This is a genomic window from Mycobacterium sp. 5-140-3-2 (genome assembly GCF_035666375.1).
In the GTDB taxonomy this organism is placed as follows: domain Bacteria; phylum Actinomycetota; class Actinomycetes; order Mycobacteriales; family Mycobacteriaceae; genus Mycobacterium; species Mycobacterium intracellulare.
The window spans coordinates 1,810,817-1,826,440 of record NZ_CP142025.1 but is presented as its reverse complement, the minus strand read 5'-3'; the positions used below and the strand labels follow the sequence as shown (position 1 = coordinate 1,826,440).

15 protein-coding genes and 2 pseudogenes are annotated in these 15,624 nt (G+C 65.0%); 6 read left to right on the top strand and 11 right to left on the bottom strand.

The features are described 5' to 3' along the window. Window positions 1-130: 130 nt before the first annotated feature. Window positions 131-979 (top strand): SDR family oxidoreductase, encoded by an 849-nt coding sequence (locus P6281_RS08750; RefSeq protein WP_324738774.1) that lies wholly within the window; start codon window positions 131-133, stop codon window positions 977-979. A 30-nt stretch (window positions 980-1,009) separates the two neighbouring features. Here the strand turns inward: P6281_RS08750 and P6281_RS08745 are convergent, their stop codons facing one another. Together P6281_RS08745 and P6281_RS08740 are read right to left on the bottom strand one after the other, a co-directional pair. Then, complete coding sequence (locus tag P6281_RS08745; protein ID WP_163714892.1) at window positions 1,010-1,513, bottom strand: hypothetical protein; 504 nt, start codon at window positions 1,511-1,513, stop codon at window positions 1,010-1,012. Window positions 1,514-1,696: 183 nt separating this feature from the next. Then, complete coding sequence (locus tag P6281_RS08740; protein WP_324738773.1) at window positions 1,697-2,779, bottom strand: Gfo/Idh/MocA family protein; 1,083 nt, start codon at window positions 2,777-2,779, stop codon at window positions 1,697-1,699. A gap of 143 nt (window positions 2,780-2,922) precedes the next feature. Between P6281_RS08740 and P6281_RS08735 the strand changes: the two genes are divergently transcribed. The 5 genes and pseudogenes from P6281_RS08735 to P6281_RS08715 all read left to right on the top strand — a co-directional run bounded on the left by P6281_RS08735 (window position 2,923) and on the right by P6281_RS08715 (window position 6,933). Then, window positions 2,923-4,197: a cytochrome P450 gene (locus P6281_RS08735; protein ID WP_324738771.1), complete on the top strand. Its 1,275-nt coding sequence runs from the start codon at window positions 2,923-2,925 to the stop codon at window positions 4,195-4,197. Continuing rightward, window positions 4,194-4,997, top strand: a complete 804-nt coding sequence (locus P6281_RS08730; RefSeq protein WP_324738770.1) for an enoyl-CoA hydratase/isomerase family protein — start codon at window positions 4,194-4,196, stop codon at window positions 4,995-4,997. The genes P6281_RS08735 and P6281_RS08730 overlap by 4 nt, the downstream gene beginning before the upstream one ends. Continuing rightward, window positions 4,991-5,425: a Zn-ribbon domain-containing OB-fold protein gene (locus P6281_RS08725; RefSeq protein WP_324738768.1), complete on the top strand. Its 435-nt coding sequence runs from the start codon at window positions 4,991-4,993 to the stop codon at window positions 5,423-5,425. The genes P6281_RS08730 and P6281_RS08725 overlap by 7 nt, the downstream gene beginning before the upstream one ends. Then, window positions 5,422-6,345: an SDR family NAD(P)-dependent oxidoreductase gene (locus P6281_RS08720; RefSeq protein WP_317727701.1), complete on the top strand. Its 924-nt coding sequence runs from the start codon at window positions 5,422-5,424 to the stop codon at window positions 6,343-6,345. The genes P6281_RS08725 and P6281_RS08720 overlap by 4 nt, the downstream gene beginning before the upstream one ends. Then, window positions 6,342-6,933, top strand: a pseudogene (locus P6281_RS08715) (YybH family protein). Before P6281_RS08720 ends, P6281_RS08715 begins: the two are co-directional and overlap by 4 nt. 28 nt (window positions 6,934-6,961) lie before the next feature. Here P6281_RS08715 and P6281_RS08710 read toward each other — a convergent pair. From P6281_RS08710 to P6281_RS08670, 9 genes and pseudogenes are all read right to left on the bottom strand, one after another. Continuing rightward, window positions 6,962-8,563: an AMP-binding protein gene (locus P6281_RS08710; RefSeq protein ID WP_324738767.1), complete on the bottom strand. Its 1,602-nt coding sequence runs from the start codon at window positions 8,561-8,563 to the stop codon at window positions 6,962-6,964. A 16-nt stretch (window positions 8,564-8,579) separates the two neighbouring features. Continuing rightward, window positions 8,580-9,399, bottom strand: a pseudogene (locus P6281_RS08705) (mycofactocin-coupled SDR family oxidoreductase). Then, window positions 9,396-10,235, bottom strand: coding sequence for an NAD(P)-dependent oxidoreductase (locus P6281_RS08700; protein ID WP_163714873.1), 840 nt, complete (start codon window positions 10,233-10,235; stop codon window positions 9,396-9,398). The pseudogene P6281_RS08705 and the gene P6281_RS08700 overlap by 4 nt, the downstream one beginning before the upstream one ends. 55 nt (window positions 10,236-10,290) lie before the next feature. Continuing rightward, on the bottom strand, window positions 10,291-11,448 hold the full coding sequence (locus P6281_RS08695; protein WP_324738766.1) for a cytochrome P450: 1,158 nt from the start codon (window positions 11,446-11,448) through the stop codon (window positions 10,291-10,293). Between the two features lie 224 nt (window positions 11,449-11,672). Beyond that, window positions 11,673-12,488, bottom strand: coding sequence for a mycofactocin-coupled SDR family oxidoreductase (locus tag P6281_RS08690; RefSeq protein ID WP_324738765.1), 816 nt, complete (start codon window positions 12,486-12,488; stop codon window positions 11,673-11,675). Between the two features lie 20 nt (window positions 12,489-12,508). Further along, window positions 12,509-12,718, bottom strand: coding sequence for a hypothetical protein (locus P6281_RS08685; protein WP_324738764.1), 210 nt, complete (start codon window positions 12,716-12,718; stop codon window positions 12,509-12,511). Window positions 12,719-12,722: 4 nt separating this feature from the next. Further along, the gene (locus P6281_RS08680; protein WP_324738763.1) at window positions 12,723-13,172 is read right to left on the bottom strand and encodes a Zn-ribbon domain-containing OB-fold protein; all 450 of its coding nucleotides are present in this window, start codon (window positions 13,170-13,172) and stop codon (window positions 12,723-12,725) included. Further along, on the bottom strand, window positions 13,169-14,332 hold the full coding sequence (locus tag P6281_RS08675; RefSeq protein WP_324738762.1) for a thiolase C-terminal domain-containing protein: 1,164 nt from the start codon (window positions 14,330-14,332) through the stop codon (window positions 13,169-13,171). Before P6281_RS08675 ends, P6281_RS08680 begins: the two co-directional genes overlap by 4 nt. 40 nt (window positions 14,333-14,372) lie before the next feature. Further along, entirely contained in the window at window positions 14,373-15,509 is a 1,137-nt protein-coding gene (locus P6281_RS08670) for an amidohydrolase family protein (protein ID WP_317727714.1), read from the bottom strand. Window positions 15,510-15,624 lie beyond the last annotated feature (115 nt).

Sequence of the window (15,624 nt, the reverse complement as noted above, 5' to 3'; positions counted from 1 at the left end):
ACGAGGTCCGCTGGGCACGTGACCGGACGATCTGGCGGCACATCGACCGAGTGCAGCGTGAGAAAGGAAGCGAGATGTCATCTGCTCGGCTGAAGTGCGTGGACACTGCCGGGACGCTCGCGACCGCGGGATGGCTCTGGGGAGGAGTGACGTGATCAGCAGACGTCTGGCAGGCAAGGTGGCGCTCGTCACTGGTGCAGCCAGAGGACGGGGTCGAAGCCACGCGCTACGTTTGGCCCGCGAAGGCGCAGACATCATGTTGGTAGATCTGTGTGACAACATCCCTTCGTGTGATTATCCGCTTGCCACTAGCGAAGACCTCGACCGCACCGCTTGCATGATCGAGAAGCTCGAACGACGAGCGGCGGTGTACCGCTGCGATGTCTGCGATCGAACCGAAATGGAGATCGCAGTCGACACCGCGGTACGGCAACTCGGCGGGCTCGACGTCGTCGTCGCGAGCGCCGCCATCGCCCCAACTCGGGCGGAAGCCCCGATCGCCGCCTTCATCGACACGTTCGACGTCGACTTCCTCGGCGTGGTAAACAGTTTCAGCGCCGCGATGCCACGATTGAGCGAAGGCGCGTCTCTTATCGCTTCCGGTCCCTCATCGTCGGCGCAAGGACCTCTCCACGATCGGCTGCAGGGGCCCGGCGGGGCGGCGTATGAACTCGCGCAGTCGATGGTTTCGCAGTATGTGCAGATGCTAGCTAAACAGCTTGCGCCACTTGGTATTCGGGTGAATACCGCCAGCGGTTCGGAGAACGGCTACGACTCTGGCTACGCCGGACGGCTGTATCGGCCCGTCATGCTCGACGTTGATCGCGTTGGCGCGGCGTCGCTTTCCACCATGTCGTGGCCTGTTACGACCTGGGCTGACACGGATGCGTCCGCCGCGGTGGCGTTCTTGGCGGCGGACGAATCGCGAGCGATAACCGGCCGGCACGTGACGGTTGATGCCGGCTCGTCCCTCAACTAACCCGACGACCGGGCGCTACACGCGCGCGGCTCAGGTCGACGCCACCCAGTTGGTAATCGATGAGGTGAATGAGGCGCCCAATTTGGCAAGTATCCACGGCGGTAGATTTTTTGGCATCGGTAACGGTACCGACCGGGCGCCACGCGCCTCGAGCAGTGCCTCGTACGCGGCGGTATCGCCGCCGAACGGTTGTCCCTCACCGGCGATGAACCCATACAGTTCACACCCCTGCGGGCCGGCCTCCCAAGGTCCGAATACGTCCCCCCACTCAAGCATGATGTGCGTGCCTGCGCGGGCGACCACGTCGCCGCAGCGGATCTCGCCGGCCAGGATGAAATTGCTGTGATCGCCGGTGTGACCGTGCTGCGAGGAGATGGCCCCCGGGTCCCACTTGTTCCAGAACGCGAAGTACCGGGGAGACAGCTCAATCCACTTCTCCCATATCGACGCCGTACGGCCATCTGCGAACTCATAACGCAGCATCTCCTCAGCCGGTACGTCGTCGAGATGCTTGATCGACGGTCCGCCTCTCATTGGGCACTTCCCTTCGGCTAGTGATTACGTCTTGACTACAGCCCTCTGCGTTTGACGATCAATCACATCGTCGGAGCGAACGGCAGGCGATCACGACGTTGCACGCCGCGCCGTTGTTCACTCTTGACGCAGTTCATTCGCGTCCCGCCACCGTCGAGGTGAAGCCTATTTTCAGTGCACATCTCAAGCCCGCACCTGCTCCCAGCCGCCGCCTTCGGACGAGCGGTGCGCGGCGTCGATCACCGCGAGCGACAATAACCCGTCCTCGAAGGTGGCCGCGCCGCTCGGGCCGCCGTCGAATGCGGGCAGCCAGTCCTCCAGCATCAGCGCCATCGCCCTGCTGGCGTGACCCGCAAGGCCCCCGGGCAACCGCTCGGGGTGCGCGGGCTCGCGTTCATCCACCGTCAGGGGGCTCAATCCGGTATCGGTGGCGGCGCCGAGGCTGTATGCCGCGGAACGCAAGTCGCCGTCGCCGATGATGGTGCCGTCGGAACCGAACAATTCGAGGCGATAGTGATCGGCGTGGGCGCCCATTACCGAGAGGCTCAAAATGACGGTGACCCCGGACTCCATGCGCATCAGCAGTGCCGCGGTGTCGTCGGCGGTGACGGGTAGGGTCCCTCCGTCGGGCAGTTCGCGGACAGGATCGCTGGTGCGCACCTCCGCGCACACCGACACCGGGCGGCCCAGCAGGCTGCACAAGAAGTCCAGGTCGTGCACCAGCATGCCGGCCAGATAGCCGCCGCCCTGCTCGCGGTCGTACATCCAATGTGCCTGCAGTGGATGACTCGGATGCCAGTACGACGCGCTGCGACTGACCCGCGCAAGGTACTGCGAGCCGAGGAAGCCCGAGCGCACCCGGTCCCCGACGGCCAACCAGTCCGGGTTCCACCGGTTCTCGAAACAACAGGCAGTGGGCAGTTTGGAGTCGGTCGCGGCACGCACCATGTGGCGGGCCGTTTCCAGGTCGCCCGCCAGCGGCTTCTCGCACAACACCGGCTTACCCGCCGCCAGTGCGGCAATCGTCATTTCGTGGTGCAGCACGGTGGGAGTCACGACCGAGATGACGTCTAGGTCGTCGCGGGTAACGAAAGACTGCCAATCGGTGGAGGTCTGTTCGATGCCCAGTTTGGCCGCCGCACGCTCCAGCCGATCGGGTGTACGCGCACAGAGCGCGACGGGCTCGAAGCCCTTGGCCGCCCGGAAACCGGGCACCTGCACACGTGCGCCCCACCCGACGCCGATGATGCCGACCCGTAAAGTCATGTGCTCTTCTCCGTTCCTCCGTTTGCAGTGACACTAACGTTAGATAACTCGTGCCGCGAGCGAACGAATATTGAGACATTGCCCGATCTGATCCAGTACCCCGGCATTGCCTATAAGTGACATGGGTGCCAGAATCGGGTGCTGTGAGCGCGATCGACACCGACGAGCAGCAGTTCGCACCACTGATCGATCTGCGGTGGTGGCAGGAGCGTCCGGCTGAACGGAGCGAGCTCTACCGGCGCCTTCGCGAGGCCGGCGGCCCCGTGTTCGTCCGCACCAACCGACCCGACTCGCCGCGGCCCCGCGGGTTCTGGGCGATCGGCGCCCACCGCGACGTCGTCGACATCAGCCGCCGTCCCGGCGACTTCAGTTCCGGGCAGGGCACGCAGATCTTCGACCAGACCGCCGAGATGCGCGAATACCGTGGCTCCATCATCGACATGGACGATCCCGAACACATGCGGCTGCGCAAGATCGTCTCGCGGGGCTTCACCCCCCGCATACTCTCCGAGCTGCGTGGCCTGGTCGAAGAGACCACCGCCGAGATCCTCGAGGAGATGCCGCGCACGGGTGAGTGCGACTTCGTCTCTTCGTTCGCCACGCTGCTGCCGCTGCGCATTATCGACACCATGCTCGGCGTTCCACGCGAACACGAACAGTTCATCCTGCGGGCGACCAACATCGTGCTCGGCGCCTCGGACCCCGAATACGTACCCGACCAGACCGTCGCGGGCATCGGAGCCGCGGTCACCGAGGTCAGCGAGCAGCTCATCGAGTTGCTCAAGGGCATCGCGGAGGACCGCATCGCCCATCCCCGCGACGACGTGATCAGCAAACTGGTCAACTCCGACGAAGAAAACCTCACACCCCAGGAGCTGGCGAAGTTCTTCATCCTGCTGATCGGCGCGGGCAACGAGACCACCCGCAATGCACTGACCCACGGGCTGCTCATTCTCAGCGCCCACCCCGAGCAGCGCGACCGACTGTTGGCGAACTACCACGATATGGCGTCCACCGCGGTCGAGGAGATCCTGCGATACGCCAGCCCGGTGATCCACTTTCGCCGTACGGTGACCCGCGACGGCGTGACGCTGACCGACGCCCACGGCGAGGTCACCCACACCTTCAACGCCGGCGACAAAGTTGTGGTCTGGTATCCCGCCGCCAACCGCGACCCCGCGGTCTTCGACCAGCCGGAGCGCTTCGACATCGCGCGAAAACCCAACAACCACATCGCTTTCGGCGGCCCGGGACCGCACTATTGCCTGGGTGCGCACCTGGCCCGGCTTGAGCTGAACGTGGCATTCCAGATGCTCTACGCGCGCTACCCCGACATCACCGCCGCGGGCGAACCGGTCATGCTGAGGTCGAACTTCGTTAACGGCATCAAACACCTGAAGGCCACGTACACACCATGAACACGCAGGCAGCAGTTTTGTCCGACATCGCGGACGGCGTCTTGACGATCACCCTGAACCGGCCCGAAGCCGCCAACGCGGTACGTCCCGACGACCGCGATGCCCTCATCGCGCTACTGGCCGCCGCCGACGCCGACGAGAAGGTACGTGTGGTGGTGTTGCGGGCCAACGGCAAGCACTTCTGCTCCGGCGCCGACGTTGAATCGCTCGCCGAACGGCGCGCGCGGGACGAGAAGCGAGTGCTGGAGCCGACCCGGCGCATCATGAACGGCGCCCAGAAGCTGGTGGCCAGCGTGCTGGACTGCAATAAACCGGTGATTGCCGCAGTGCATGGTGCGGCGACGGGCCTCGGGGCCCACGTCGTGTACGCCTCCGACCTGGTGATCGCTACCGAAAACGCCTACTTCGCAGAGTCATTCGTCAAGCGTGGGCTGGTTGTCGACGGCGGCGGCTGTTATCTACTGCCCCGCCGCATTGGCATGCAGAAAGCCAAGGAGATGGCGTTCTTCGGCGAAAAGCTCTCAGCCACCGAAGCATTCACGCTGGGTCTGGTGAACCGGGTGGTCAGCGCCGCCGACTTCGACGCTACGGTCGCCGACTTCGCCGGCCGGCTGGCCGGTGCGCCGACCTCCGCGATCGCGTTCACCAAACGGTTGCTCAACGACTCACCCGACACCGACCGCTCCGGTGCATTCGTCGCGGAGGCAATGGCACAGGAGATCCAGTCGTATTCACACGACTCCACCGAGGGCGTGCAGGCGTTCGTGGAGAAACGACCGACCGAGTTCACCGGGTGGTGAAGGTGGCTCGCGCTGACATTCCGACCATCGACCCGGCAAGCGCTCCCTACTGGGAGGCCGCCAGGCAGGGTCAATTGCTGATCGCCGAATGCTCAGCGTGCGGCAAGGTCCATCACTACCCCCGCCCGTTCTGTCCGTTCTGCTGGAGCGAGGACGTTGCGCCCGTAAAGGCCAGCGGAACTGGAACCCTCTACACGTATTCGACTGTCTACGTGAACGATCTGGCGCCGTTCAAGGAGCGAGTGCCGTATGTCGCCGCGCTCGTCGAACTGACCGAAGGTCCTCGGCTGATGACGACGATCGAAGTCGCGGACTTCGACGACCTTCGGGTCGGAATGCCGGTCACCGCCGTCTTCCGCCCGGTCGACGACACCGATCCCGACAGCCCCTATCTGACGGTCTTCAGACCTAGCGAGGAGAACCCATGACCGGACTGCTCGATGGCAAAGTCGCCCTGGTGACCGGGGCGGGGCACGGCATCGGCCGCGGCCACGCTCTCGAACTCGCCAAGCACGGCGCCACCGTGATCATCAACGACCTCGGCACCAGCCTGTCCGGCGAGGGCACCGGCAAGGTAGCCGACGAGGTGGTGGCGATCATCGAAAGCCGCGGTGGTACCGCTGTTTCCGACTTCAGCGATGTCGGCGACGAGGAGCAGGTCGACCTCGCCGTCGAGCGTGCCTACTCGCAGTTGGGGCGGCTGGACATCGTCGTCAACAACGCGGGAATCGTTCGCGACAAGGCGATCTGGAACATGACCGCCGACGATTTCGACCTGGTGATGCGGGTGCACGTTCGCGGTAGCTGGCTCACCAGCCGCGCGGTCGCTCGCAAGTGGCGCGCGGAATCGAAGGAATCCGGCGGCAAGGTCTACGGCCGAATCATCAACACCACCTCCGGCGCCGGTCTGCACGGCCACTTCGGGCAGACGAATTACAGCGCGGCCAAGGCCGCAATCGTCGGTCTGACCCAGACACTGAGCCTGGAATTGGCGTCGATCGGCGCCACCGTCAACGCGATCAGCCCGGGCGGGCGCACCCGGATGTCGGCCTCCATGCCCGGCGCGCAGGCTCCGATCGAGCCCGACGAGCGCGCGGAGGACGAGTTCGACCCCAAGGACCCCTCACTGGGGTCGCCGGTGGTGGCCTGGCTGGCCAGCCCCGAGGCCGGCCACGTCAGCGGTCAAGTGATCCGTGCGATGGGCGAACATCTCCAGCTCCTCAAGGGCTGGCACCCCGTCGCGTCTGTCTCGAATGGCGAAAAGCGCTGGGATGCACAGAAACTCGGCGCCATCATGGCCACCGACGTGTTTGGCACCCGAAACACGGGCCTGCGGCTCGGAGGATGACTACCACGGCGGACGTCGAAGAGGTCGAGCGGGAGTTCCGGCGGTACTTCATGACCGGGCCGGGTACTCGAGGACTGGCACGCCTGGGCACACCTGTTCACCGACGACGCGACGTACTTCGACCACTTCTACGGAACGTTCACCGGCCCGGCGGAGATCACCAAGTTCCTCGAGGGGACGATGGGAGCGGCACCGCAGGTCTACAGCCCGCTTGTCTGGTACGTCCTCGACGGCGCCCGCGTCGCGTACCAGGTGGTCAACCGTGCCGACAACCCGGAGCCGGGCGGGGCGCCCATCGACTTCCCCTCGTATCAAGTCATCGAGTATGCCGGCGGCGGTAAGTGGCGTTCCGAGGAGGACGTCTGGTTGCTGCCCGAGATGAAGGGCTTCTCCCTTCGCTACGCGGCCGCCGAGGCCGCACACCCGCAGACGCTGGAGCAGAAGCTCCGTCGCGACGATTGAGGTTCGTGGGTGGATTGGGCGCATCCGGAACCGGGACACCAAACATCCCCGTCGTGGCTGAACAAGGCCGGCTTCAAGGCTTTCTCTCGCATTCAGGACATCGACTTTGGGGTCCGGTCACACTGACGCCGTGATGTGTTGCTGCGCTTGATCGTTAACCGCCGCTGACACCGAAGTGGTCGTCGCGCAGCTGCGCTTTGCGTACCTTGCCCAACGACGTGCGGGGTAATTCGTCGACGATGGCCACGCGTTCCGGGGTCTTCTGCCTAGCCAGCCCGGATGCCGCGAAGTGGGCCCGCAGGTCGTCGAGGTTGAGCGCATACCCCGGTTTGAGCACCACGACCGCGGCGACCACGTCGCCGTAACGCGAATCCGGGGCCGCGACGGCAACACCGTCGGCGACCGCAGGGTGTGCGTTGAGCACCTCGTCGACCTGACCGGAGGAGATGGTCTCGCCACCGCGGATGATGACGTCCTTGATCCGGTCGGTGATGGTCAATCTGCCGTGGGCGTCAAGGTGCCCGAGATCGCCGGTGCGAAACCAACCGTCGTCAGTGAACGCCTCAGCGCTCAAAGCGTAATCCTGGTAGCCGATGAATTGATCGGGACCGCGCACGACAACCTCGCCATCTATCCCGATCGGGCAGTCCGCGCCGTCGGACCCGACGATGCGAATCTCGGAGCCCGGGAGCGGTTTTCCATCGGTACTCAGCCGGGCCCACTGCGGTTGTCCCTCGTGTTCGCCGGTGACGGTGGGATGTTCGGTGGCGCCGTAACTGCGGAAGGTGCTGATCCCGGCTTGCGCAGCACGCCGGCCCATCTCCTCGGCGACCGGTGCGGCGCCGACCAGAAACTCCCGCAGACTTTCCAGCTTGTCTCCGGTGTCACCCAGATCAAGGATGCCCGCGAGGTGAAATGGTGTGCCTGCAGTGCAGGTCACGCCGAAACGGTGCACCACCTCGACCGCCCGCGCCGGGTCCCAACCATCCATGAAGACAGTCCGGGCGCCGCTGAGCAACGGCCGCAGCATCGACCCGACGCCTGCGATGTGGCCCGGCGGAAACGTCACCAGCGACACGTCGTCGGGCTTACCGGCCAACAGCGCCGGCATGGTTCTCTGCTCGGCGAGAACCGTGTTGTGGGTGTGCTGTACGCCTTTAGGCGCCGACGTGGTGCCCGACGTGTACAGCAGCAGACAGACATCGTCGGCGGCCACTACGGGGCGCCGGTACCAGGCGGCGGGTGTGTCCAGTTGCGACCACGCGAGATAGCCCTCGCCCGGCTCGGCGTCCAGCATGACGACATGCTGCAGCGAATCGATTTGTGAAAGTTCTTGCAGCCGTTCGCTATATACGATCGGACCGTGCCGCTCGGGCATGATCAGCACCTTGGCGCCCGACTGCCCGACGATGAAGGCCACCTCGGTCAGACCGTAGATGTGCACGATCGGCACCAGCACCGCGGCGCATAGCAACACTGCCTGATACGCGACCGCACATTCGACACGATTGGTCAGCTGTACCGCGACAGCGTCCCCGTCGCGCACCCCAAGCCGCTGCAGCGACGCCGCCGACGCCACGGCCCGGTCGTGGATTTCGCGGACCGTCGGACTACACACCGAATCGCCGACGATGAAAGTGAACGGCACATCCTTGTGCTCGACCGCCCCCGCTTCGAAGGCGTCCAGGCAGGTGCGGTCGGAGTACCAACCGTCGCGATACCACTTGTCGCGCAGCTGACGGTGGTCGAAAGGCATCAGATCCGGCGATTCGCTAGAACTGCGCCATGCCCTGGTCGACCGACAAACGGGTGGCGGTGACATAGCGCGACTCGTCGGACGCCAGCCAACACACTGCGGCGGCAACGTCCCGGCTCGCAGGCCCACTGCGGCAGGAATGGCGTGCCCATGTTGTTCAGCGCGGGGTTGGTCTCGATCGCGGCGAACAGCGCGGCAATCATGTCGCCGCCGCCCATCGGGGTGTTGACCGGACCGGGATGCACGCTGTTGACCCTGATGTCGTGCTTGCCCAGCTCCGCGGCGAACGCCCGGGCCATCCCTGTGACGGCATGCTTGCTAGCGGTGTAGTGCACCATGTACGGCTGCACCTTGACACCGGCGTAGGAGCTGATCAGGATGATCGACCCGCCGCGGCCTCCGTCGATGATCCGCTGCGTGCCGGCCATCACCGTGTTCCACGTGCCAGTCACGTTGACGTCGATGATGTCGCGAAACGACTCGGGCGTGATCTCGTTCCACGGCGCCGGGACACATATTCCAGCGTTGGCCACGATGACGTCCAGTCGCCCGTAGGCCTCGACGCCCTCGTCGACGGCCGCCCGCAGCGCGTCCAGATCGCGGATGTCCGCGGCAGTAGCCATGATTCGGCCACCTGTCGCTTTCACCATCTCCACCGTCTCGGCGAGGTCATCAGCGGTGGCCGACGGGTAGCGCACTGAGTCAGGTAATGGGCCCGCTAGGTCGACCGCGATGATGTCGGTCCCTTCTTCGGCCATCCGCACCGCGTGTGCACGGCCCTGTCCCCTGGCGGCGCCGGTAATGAAGGCCACCTTCCCCGCGAGCCGACCCGTCATCGGTCTGACCCTGCGGTCGCCGAGTTGACATCCAGGGCCAGCGGCCCCTCGCGCACCGCGGTGCCCAACAGTCCCAGCTCCACACCCGCCTCGGCCGCCGCCCCACGGCACGCCGCGATGTCCTTCCGCAGGAACGGCCCCGCCAGTTCTTCGAAACGATCCATCCCGCCGATGCGATGGGCGTGGGCGGCCACATGGCTCCCGGCGCTGCACACCTGCAGCGTGGACAGCAACACACTCGGGTCGACACCTAGCCGAACGCCCAGTTGCGTCGCTGCACAGAGAAGTTGAGCATTGGCTGCGAATAGAAGATTGTTGATCAACTTGAGCGCCAACGCGCTGCCCAGTGCGCCGGTCGCCACCACCGGGTCGGCATAAGCGGCCAGGATCGGCGTCACCGAGGCGACGGCGTCACTCGGCCCGCCGATCAACACGGTCAGCGTGCCCGCATCGATGTTCTCGACGGTGCCACTGACCGGCGCATCGAGGATGACCGGCGCCGAAGGAGAACTAGCCCGCAACGCCTCGAGGGTGGACAGTGTGCCCGTCGTATGAGAAACGAACACGGCACCCGGCTTCGCGTTGGCGATGAAACCGCCCGCGCCGAACCCAGTTTCGCGGAGTTGCGCGTCGGAGAACAAGCACGAAATGAGGACGTCACTGCCGCGGGCCAGGTCGGCCACCGAATCGGCCATCGCCGCGCCCTTCACCTCCAGTCGGCGACGAACCTCCTCGCGGCGGGCATACACCACGACATCATGGCCGGCGCCGAGCAACCGCTCGACCATCTGCCCGCCGAGTTGTCCGGCACCGAGGAATCCGACGGTGTTGGGCATTGTGCTTTCCTTTGCGTCGACCGTTTCGGCACCAAAGGCGAGCGGCACACTCACGTCAGCGCCACGTGATGTTCAGTGAATCCACGCCAAACACCTGACCGCCGTGCTCGATAGGCTGCCCGGAAACCTCGTAATCCGGTATGCGCTTGTGCCATTCCTCCAGCACCACCGCCAGCTCCTGTCGGGCGAGGTGCGAACCGAGGCACCGGTGCGGGCCACCGCCGAAGGACAAGTGACGTGTGACGCCGCGGTCGAAGTCGACCGTGCGGGCATTGAGGTGGGCCGATTCGTCCCGGCCTGCGAAGGCCAGAGAGAACGACGCCATGTCGCCCGCCTTGACCGGGCATCCATGAAAGTCCATGTCCTGGGTCGCCTTTCGCGCGGTCTGCACGATCGGATAGACCCGCAGCAGTTCCTCCACCGCCCTTGGGATGAGCTCGGGTTCGGCTACGACCCGGGCGCGGTCGGCCGGATGGGTGGCCAGATGCAGCATCGCGTAGGACAGCTGGTTGGACACCGTGTCGAGCCCGGCCATGAACAACAGCAGCAGGCAGTTGAGCAGCTCCAGGTCGTTGATCGGTTCGCCGTCGATAGTCCAGTCGATGGCCTTGCTGACGATGTCGTCGGCGTCCGGGTCACGGCTCTCACGTCGCTGTTGAATCAGGCCCGAGAAGTAGCCCATCACATGCGTCATGCCCTCGAGGCGGGCGGCGTTGACTTCGTCGCCGACCCCGCTCTGATGCAGGATCATGTCCTCCCAGGTCAGGAACTTCTCGAGATCCTCGACGGGCATGCCCATGATCGTCAGGAAGACCGTCGACGGGAACACCCGCGAGATCCGCGCCACGAAGTCGCACTCGCCCTCGCCGGCGACTTGGTCGATCAGTTCCGCGGCGAGCTTCTGCTGCGCGTCGCGCAGGCCCTTCACCCGGCCCGGTGAGAAGTACTCCGCCAGCACATGGCGCCATTTCGCGTGGTCGGGCGGGTCGACCATGATCGGAATCCACTTGTACGGGGGCTCCGGTTCGGTGGGCACGATGACGCTGCTGGACCAGAGTTCCGGGTGCTGGAGTCCGTCCAGGATCACCGAGCTTTCGGTGAACACCCAGTAATCCATGCCAGCTTCGGTGTTGCGGAAGACCGGCCGGGCGTCGTCCTGGCACTCATCGAGCAGATGGAAGTGCGTCAGAGCAGGCGAGTCCGGCTTGTTCATATCGACGCTCTTTACGGGACATGTTGCCGTTGGCTGGTTCTGGATGATGACGTCCTTCCGTACCGCCGAGAACGAGCGCGATTACAGGCACGCGCGGCTCGCCTACTACGACAGTCCACTGCCAATCTAGCGCGAATTGCTACGACGGATCAAAGCGGACTCGTCGAACTAGGTTAACTATGTCGGGAGGCGAACGCAATACTCCTCGACATCCGCCCGGACCGTCAACGGACGGCGAAGCCGGCGTCGAGCGGCCAGGCGGTGCCGGTGATGAAATTCGCCTCATCAGACACCAGGAACGCCACCGCGTTCGCGATATCCTCCGGCATCAGGACCTGGATGGGCAGCGCGTTCTGCATCGCCGCGACCGCGGTGTCATTGGCCTCCAACAGCTTGCCCATCGTCTCGTTCATCACCATGCCGGTCGCGACACCCGTTGGATGGATGGTGTTGACGCGGATCGAGTACTGCGCGAACTCGTTCGCCCATACCTGCATCAGGCCGACCAAGCCGCGCTTGGCCGCGGTGTACGCCTGTCCACCAGCCCGATCCGTGCCGGTGCCTTTGAGTCCAGCACTCGATGAGGTCAGCACGATCGACCCGCCGCGACCGCCGTCGATCAGTGCGCGATTGGTGGCCTCGACGGTGTTCCACACGCCGATGAGGTTGACGTCGATGATGTCGCGAAACGTCTGCCTGCGGTCGCCGCCGGGGCCCAGTCGAATGACGCCGGCATTCGCGATCACGATGTCGAGGCGGCCGAACTCGGCGAGCCCGTCTGCCACCACCTGTTCGACGGCGTCGGCGTCACGCACGTCGGCCTGCCGGGCCACGACGCGTCTGCCTTCCTTCTCGACGAGCTTGACGGTCTCGTCGAGATCCTCCGGACTGGCGTTGGGATAGTCGATGGAGTCGATATCGCGGCAGATGTCGAGCGCGATGATGTCCGCGCCGTCCGCCGCAAGTCGGACCGCATGTGCGCGACCCTGGCCGCGGGCCGCTCCGGTGATGAAGGCGACTTTGCCGTTCAGATTACCCATGGGCCTTTGCTCCTCAGCATCTATCCAGTCACGCTGCCGGTGTGAATCCTTGCTTGCCGCAAGCCTTCCTGCGCATCATCGACCTCGACGTCCCAGTCACCGCACGAGCACCTACAGCGGAAATGACCATTGACGGGCAGGATCGCCTGACCGTCACAGGATCCGCCGGTGTTGGCGATGCTGGTGAGGAACTCGAGGGGCTTCTCATGCAGAGAGCTGTCGTCGGACACGGCGTTACTCCTCGCCCCGAGCGCCGACTCGAAAGACAGGCAGCAGCCAGCCGTCGGCGATCGGCGAGAAGTCAACGTGGACAGGCATTCCTATCGTGACGTCAGCGGGTGCGATGTCGACGATGTTGGAGACCAGTCGCGCACCGGGTGCGTCGGGCAGGTCGAGGACCGCCGGCACCAACACCAGATCCGGCATGCCGGGGAAACCATGCACGACGGCGAAGCTGTAAACGACGGCATTGCCGCTGAGTTCGACCCAGTTCACCGCATTTGATTGGCAATTGGGGCAGAACGGTGTCGGGGGCAGCCGGAAGGCCTGACAGTCGCCGCACTGCGGGGCCACCAGCCGCCGCTCCTTCGCGGCGATCCAGAACGGCTCGGTGTCCTTGTTGACCGCGATCCGCACGTGCTCGCCCGGAATGGTTGTGGCCAGGGTGACCGCGGCGGTGCTCATGCGGCGCTTCCCAGAATCAGCCCGCTCACGGGGAGGCTTGCCGGCCCGCCGGTGACCAGAGCGAGTTCGGCGTCGCGGACCTGGTTGATGGCGGTGCCCCGCATCTGCTCGACTCCTTCCATGATGTGGGTCATTCCGATGATGTAGGCCTCGGAGAGCTGGCCGCCGTGGGTATTGACCGGAATCGAGCCGCCGTCGTACCGGATTGCTCCGCTCTCGACGAACGCGCCGCCCTCCCCCTTGCCGCAGAACCCGTAGTCCTCGAGTTGCATGAGCACCATCGGGCTGAAGTGGTCATAAAGCAGAGCGACGTCGATATCGGCGGCGCTGACAGCGGCCTGCTCGTAGAGCCGCTTGGCGATGGGCGCATTGCCCGAGGAGGCGAAGTATTCGTCGGGCATGCCCATCCAAGCGAAGGCCCTTCCCCAGTCGCGGACTCCACCGTGGGCAGCGGCAACCACCGGTACCGGTGGCTGCCGCAGATCTTTGGCCCGGTCCATGCTGGTGGTGATCACCGCGACAGCACCATCGGTCTCCTGACAGAAGTCGTAGAGACACAAGGGTTCTGCGATCATTCGCGCATTGAAGTAGTCGTTTAACGTCAGCGGTTGGCGATGCATGGCCTTTGGGCGATTCAACGCATTGGCCCGCGTGGAGATCGCGATCTCGGCGAACGCCTCGCGGCGCGTGCCGTAGAGGTGCATGTGCCTGCGCGCCAGCACCGACATCAACTGACCGGGCCCGAACAGGCCGGATGGTTGGAGGAACGAGTTGATCGGATCGGGGTCCATGGCCGAAAACACCGAGCCCAGGCGTTGTTTGGACTGTTGCAGCGCCATCACCGTCACCACCACCGAGGCGTCCCCGGCGACGATGGCCGCCCGCGCCAGGCCGATTGCGCCCGCGGAGCCGCCGCCGCCGGAGGTCAGTGCGGCGGTGAACCGGACTTCCGGAATGCCAAGCGTTTCCACAAAGTCGGCGGTGTCCATCTTCTCCGTGTAGCCGGCACTGGCGCCCGAGTAGTAGGCGAAGCCGTCGACGTCGGTCACGGGAAGGCCGGCGTCCTCACACGCCGCCAGGATGGCCTCGCCGGCCAACTCGGTGATCGACTTGGGTAATGACCCGCCGCGCTTGTAATAGGGCGTGGCACCGACGCCCACAATCGCAACGTCGCGCAGTCCGGACGAAGTAGCCACGCGCTCAGAACTTTTCGGCCGGGATGGGCGGGACGTCGGGGAAGAGTTCGTAGAACGTGCCCTGGGTGATGCGCAGCCGGGTCTCCTCGCTCACCCCGTCGAAGAGCCCCTTCAGGGTGTCCTGTGTGTGGCCGAAGGTGCCTTCCATGTGCGGGTAGTCGCTGCCGAACATCACGTTCTTGTAGCCCATGTGCTCGTAGGCAGCGACCGCGGTCTCGTCGTGCTGGAATGACGCATACACCTGGCTGTAGAGGATCTCCTTGGGACTACGACTGAGCTTGGGCCGCACGGCCATATGGTGTTGGCGGTAGCCCTCGACCATCCGGTCGCCGAGGAACGGCACCCAGGTGGCGCCGCCTTCAGAGATCAGCACCCGAAGGCCGGGGTGCCGGTCCAACGCGCCGGAGGCGACCATCTTCATCGCCGCCCGCTGTCCTGAGAACGTGGTCTCGGCGTAATTCATCACCGCCCCGCCCGGCCCGCGGTACACCATGCCCGCCCCGCCGCTCGCGCCACCGACCGTCATGTCGACCGGGTCGGTGCCGATGTGGAACGCGATCACCATGCCGGCTTCCTCGGCCGCCGCCCAGAAAGGTTCCCACTCCTTGCGGTGCCAGTCCGGAGCGCTCGGATGGGGTGTCGTGGGCAAGAACACCGCCTTGAAGCCCTTGCCCGCCGCCCAGTTCAGTTCCTCGATCGCGTCCTCCACGATGAGTGTCGATACCTGTGCGGTCACCACATAGCGCGGCGACACCGCGCAGATCTCTTCGAGAGCCCACTCGTTGCTGGCGCGCATGCACGCCTTGAGCAGTTCGGGGGTGCGGAAAGTAGATCCCCACATGCCCAATGACGGGAAGATCACCTCACCCCAGACACCCTCCTTGTCCAAGTCCGCCAACCGCGCCTTCGCGTCGCGGATGCCCTGCGGCTTCATGCTCTCCTCGATGAAGGCCTCCATCGCCGAGGAGGGCAGCTTGCGCCGGAAGATCTGTCCGTCGACCGAGACCGTCTCGTACTCGCCGTCGGGATCCTTCTCCGCGTGCGGCGTCAGCTCGGCGAGCGCCTTGGGCAACCGGGACTGCCACAGGTCGTCGGGCTCCAGGAAGTGGGAGTCACCCGAATTCGTCCAGATCATGCTCATTGGCCCTCCACGGATCCGTCGCTCCTTCGAATGATGCCAGCTGCTCTCGCGCAAGTCCAGTATTTCTAATACATAGCCATTACTATTTGGTTCCAGGTGCGACGCCGGTAAGACT

Excerpts from the sequence above, each read along its gene's own strand:
- P6281_RS08730 (WP_324738770.1), top strand. The coding sequence starts at position 4,194 with ATGAACACGCAGGCAGCAGTTTTGTCCGACATCGCGGACGGCGTCTTG.
- P6281_RS08740 (WP_324738773.1), bottom strand. The coding sequence starts at position 2,779 with ATGACTTTACGGGTCGGCATCATCGGCGTCGGGTGGGGCGCACGTGTG.
- P6281_RS08690 (WP_324738765.1), bottom strand. The coding sequence starts at position 12,488 with ATGGGTAATCTGAACGGCAAAGTCGCCTTCATCACCGGAGCGGCCCGC.
- P6281_RS08750 (WP_324738774.1), top strand. The coding sequence starts at position 131 with ATGGCTCTGGGGAGGAGTGACGTGATCAGCAGACGTCTGGCAGGCAAG.
- P6281_RS08745 (WP_163714892.1), bottom strand. The coding sequence starts at position 1,513 with ATGAGAGGCGGACCGTCGATCAAGCATCTCGACGACGTACCGGCTGAG.
- P6281_RS08680 (WP_324738763.1), bottom strand. The coding sequence starts at position 13,172 with ATGAGCACCGCCGCGGTCACCCTGGCCACAACCATTCCGGGCGAGCAC.
- P6281_RS08710 (WP_324738767.1), bottom strand. The coding sequence starts at position 8,563 with ATGCCTTTCGACCACCGTCAGCTGCGCGACAAGTGGTATCGCGACGGT.
- P6281_RS08670 (WP_317727714.1), bottom strand. The coding sequence starts at position 15,509 with ATGAGCATGATCTGGACGAATTCGGGTGACTCCCACTTCCTGGAGCCC.
- P6281_RS08720 (WP_317727701.1), top strand. The coding sequence starts at position 5,422 with ATGACCGGACTGCTCGATGGCAAAGTCGCCCTGGTGACCGGGGCGGGG.
- P6281_RS08700 (WP_163714873.1), bottom strand. The coding sequence starts at position 10,235 with ATGCCCAACACCGTCGGATTCCTCGGTGCCGGACAACTCGGCGGGCAG.
- P6281_RS08695 (WP_324738766.1), bottom strand. The coding sequence starts at position 11,448 with ATGAACAAGCCGGACTCGCCTGCTCTGACGCACTTCCATCTGCTCGAT.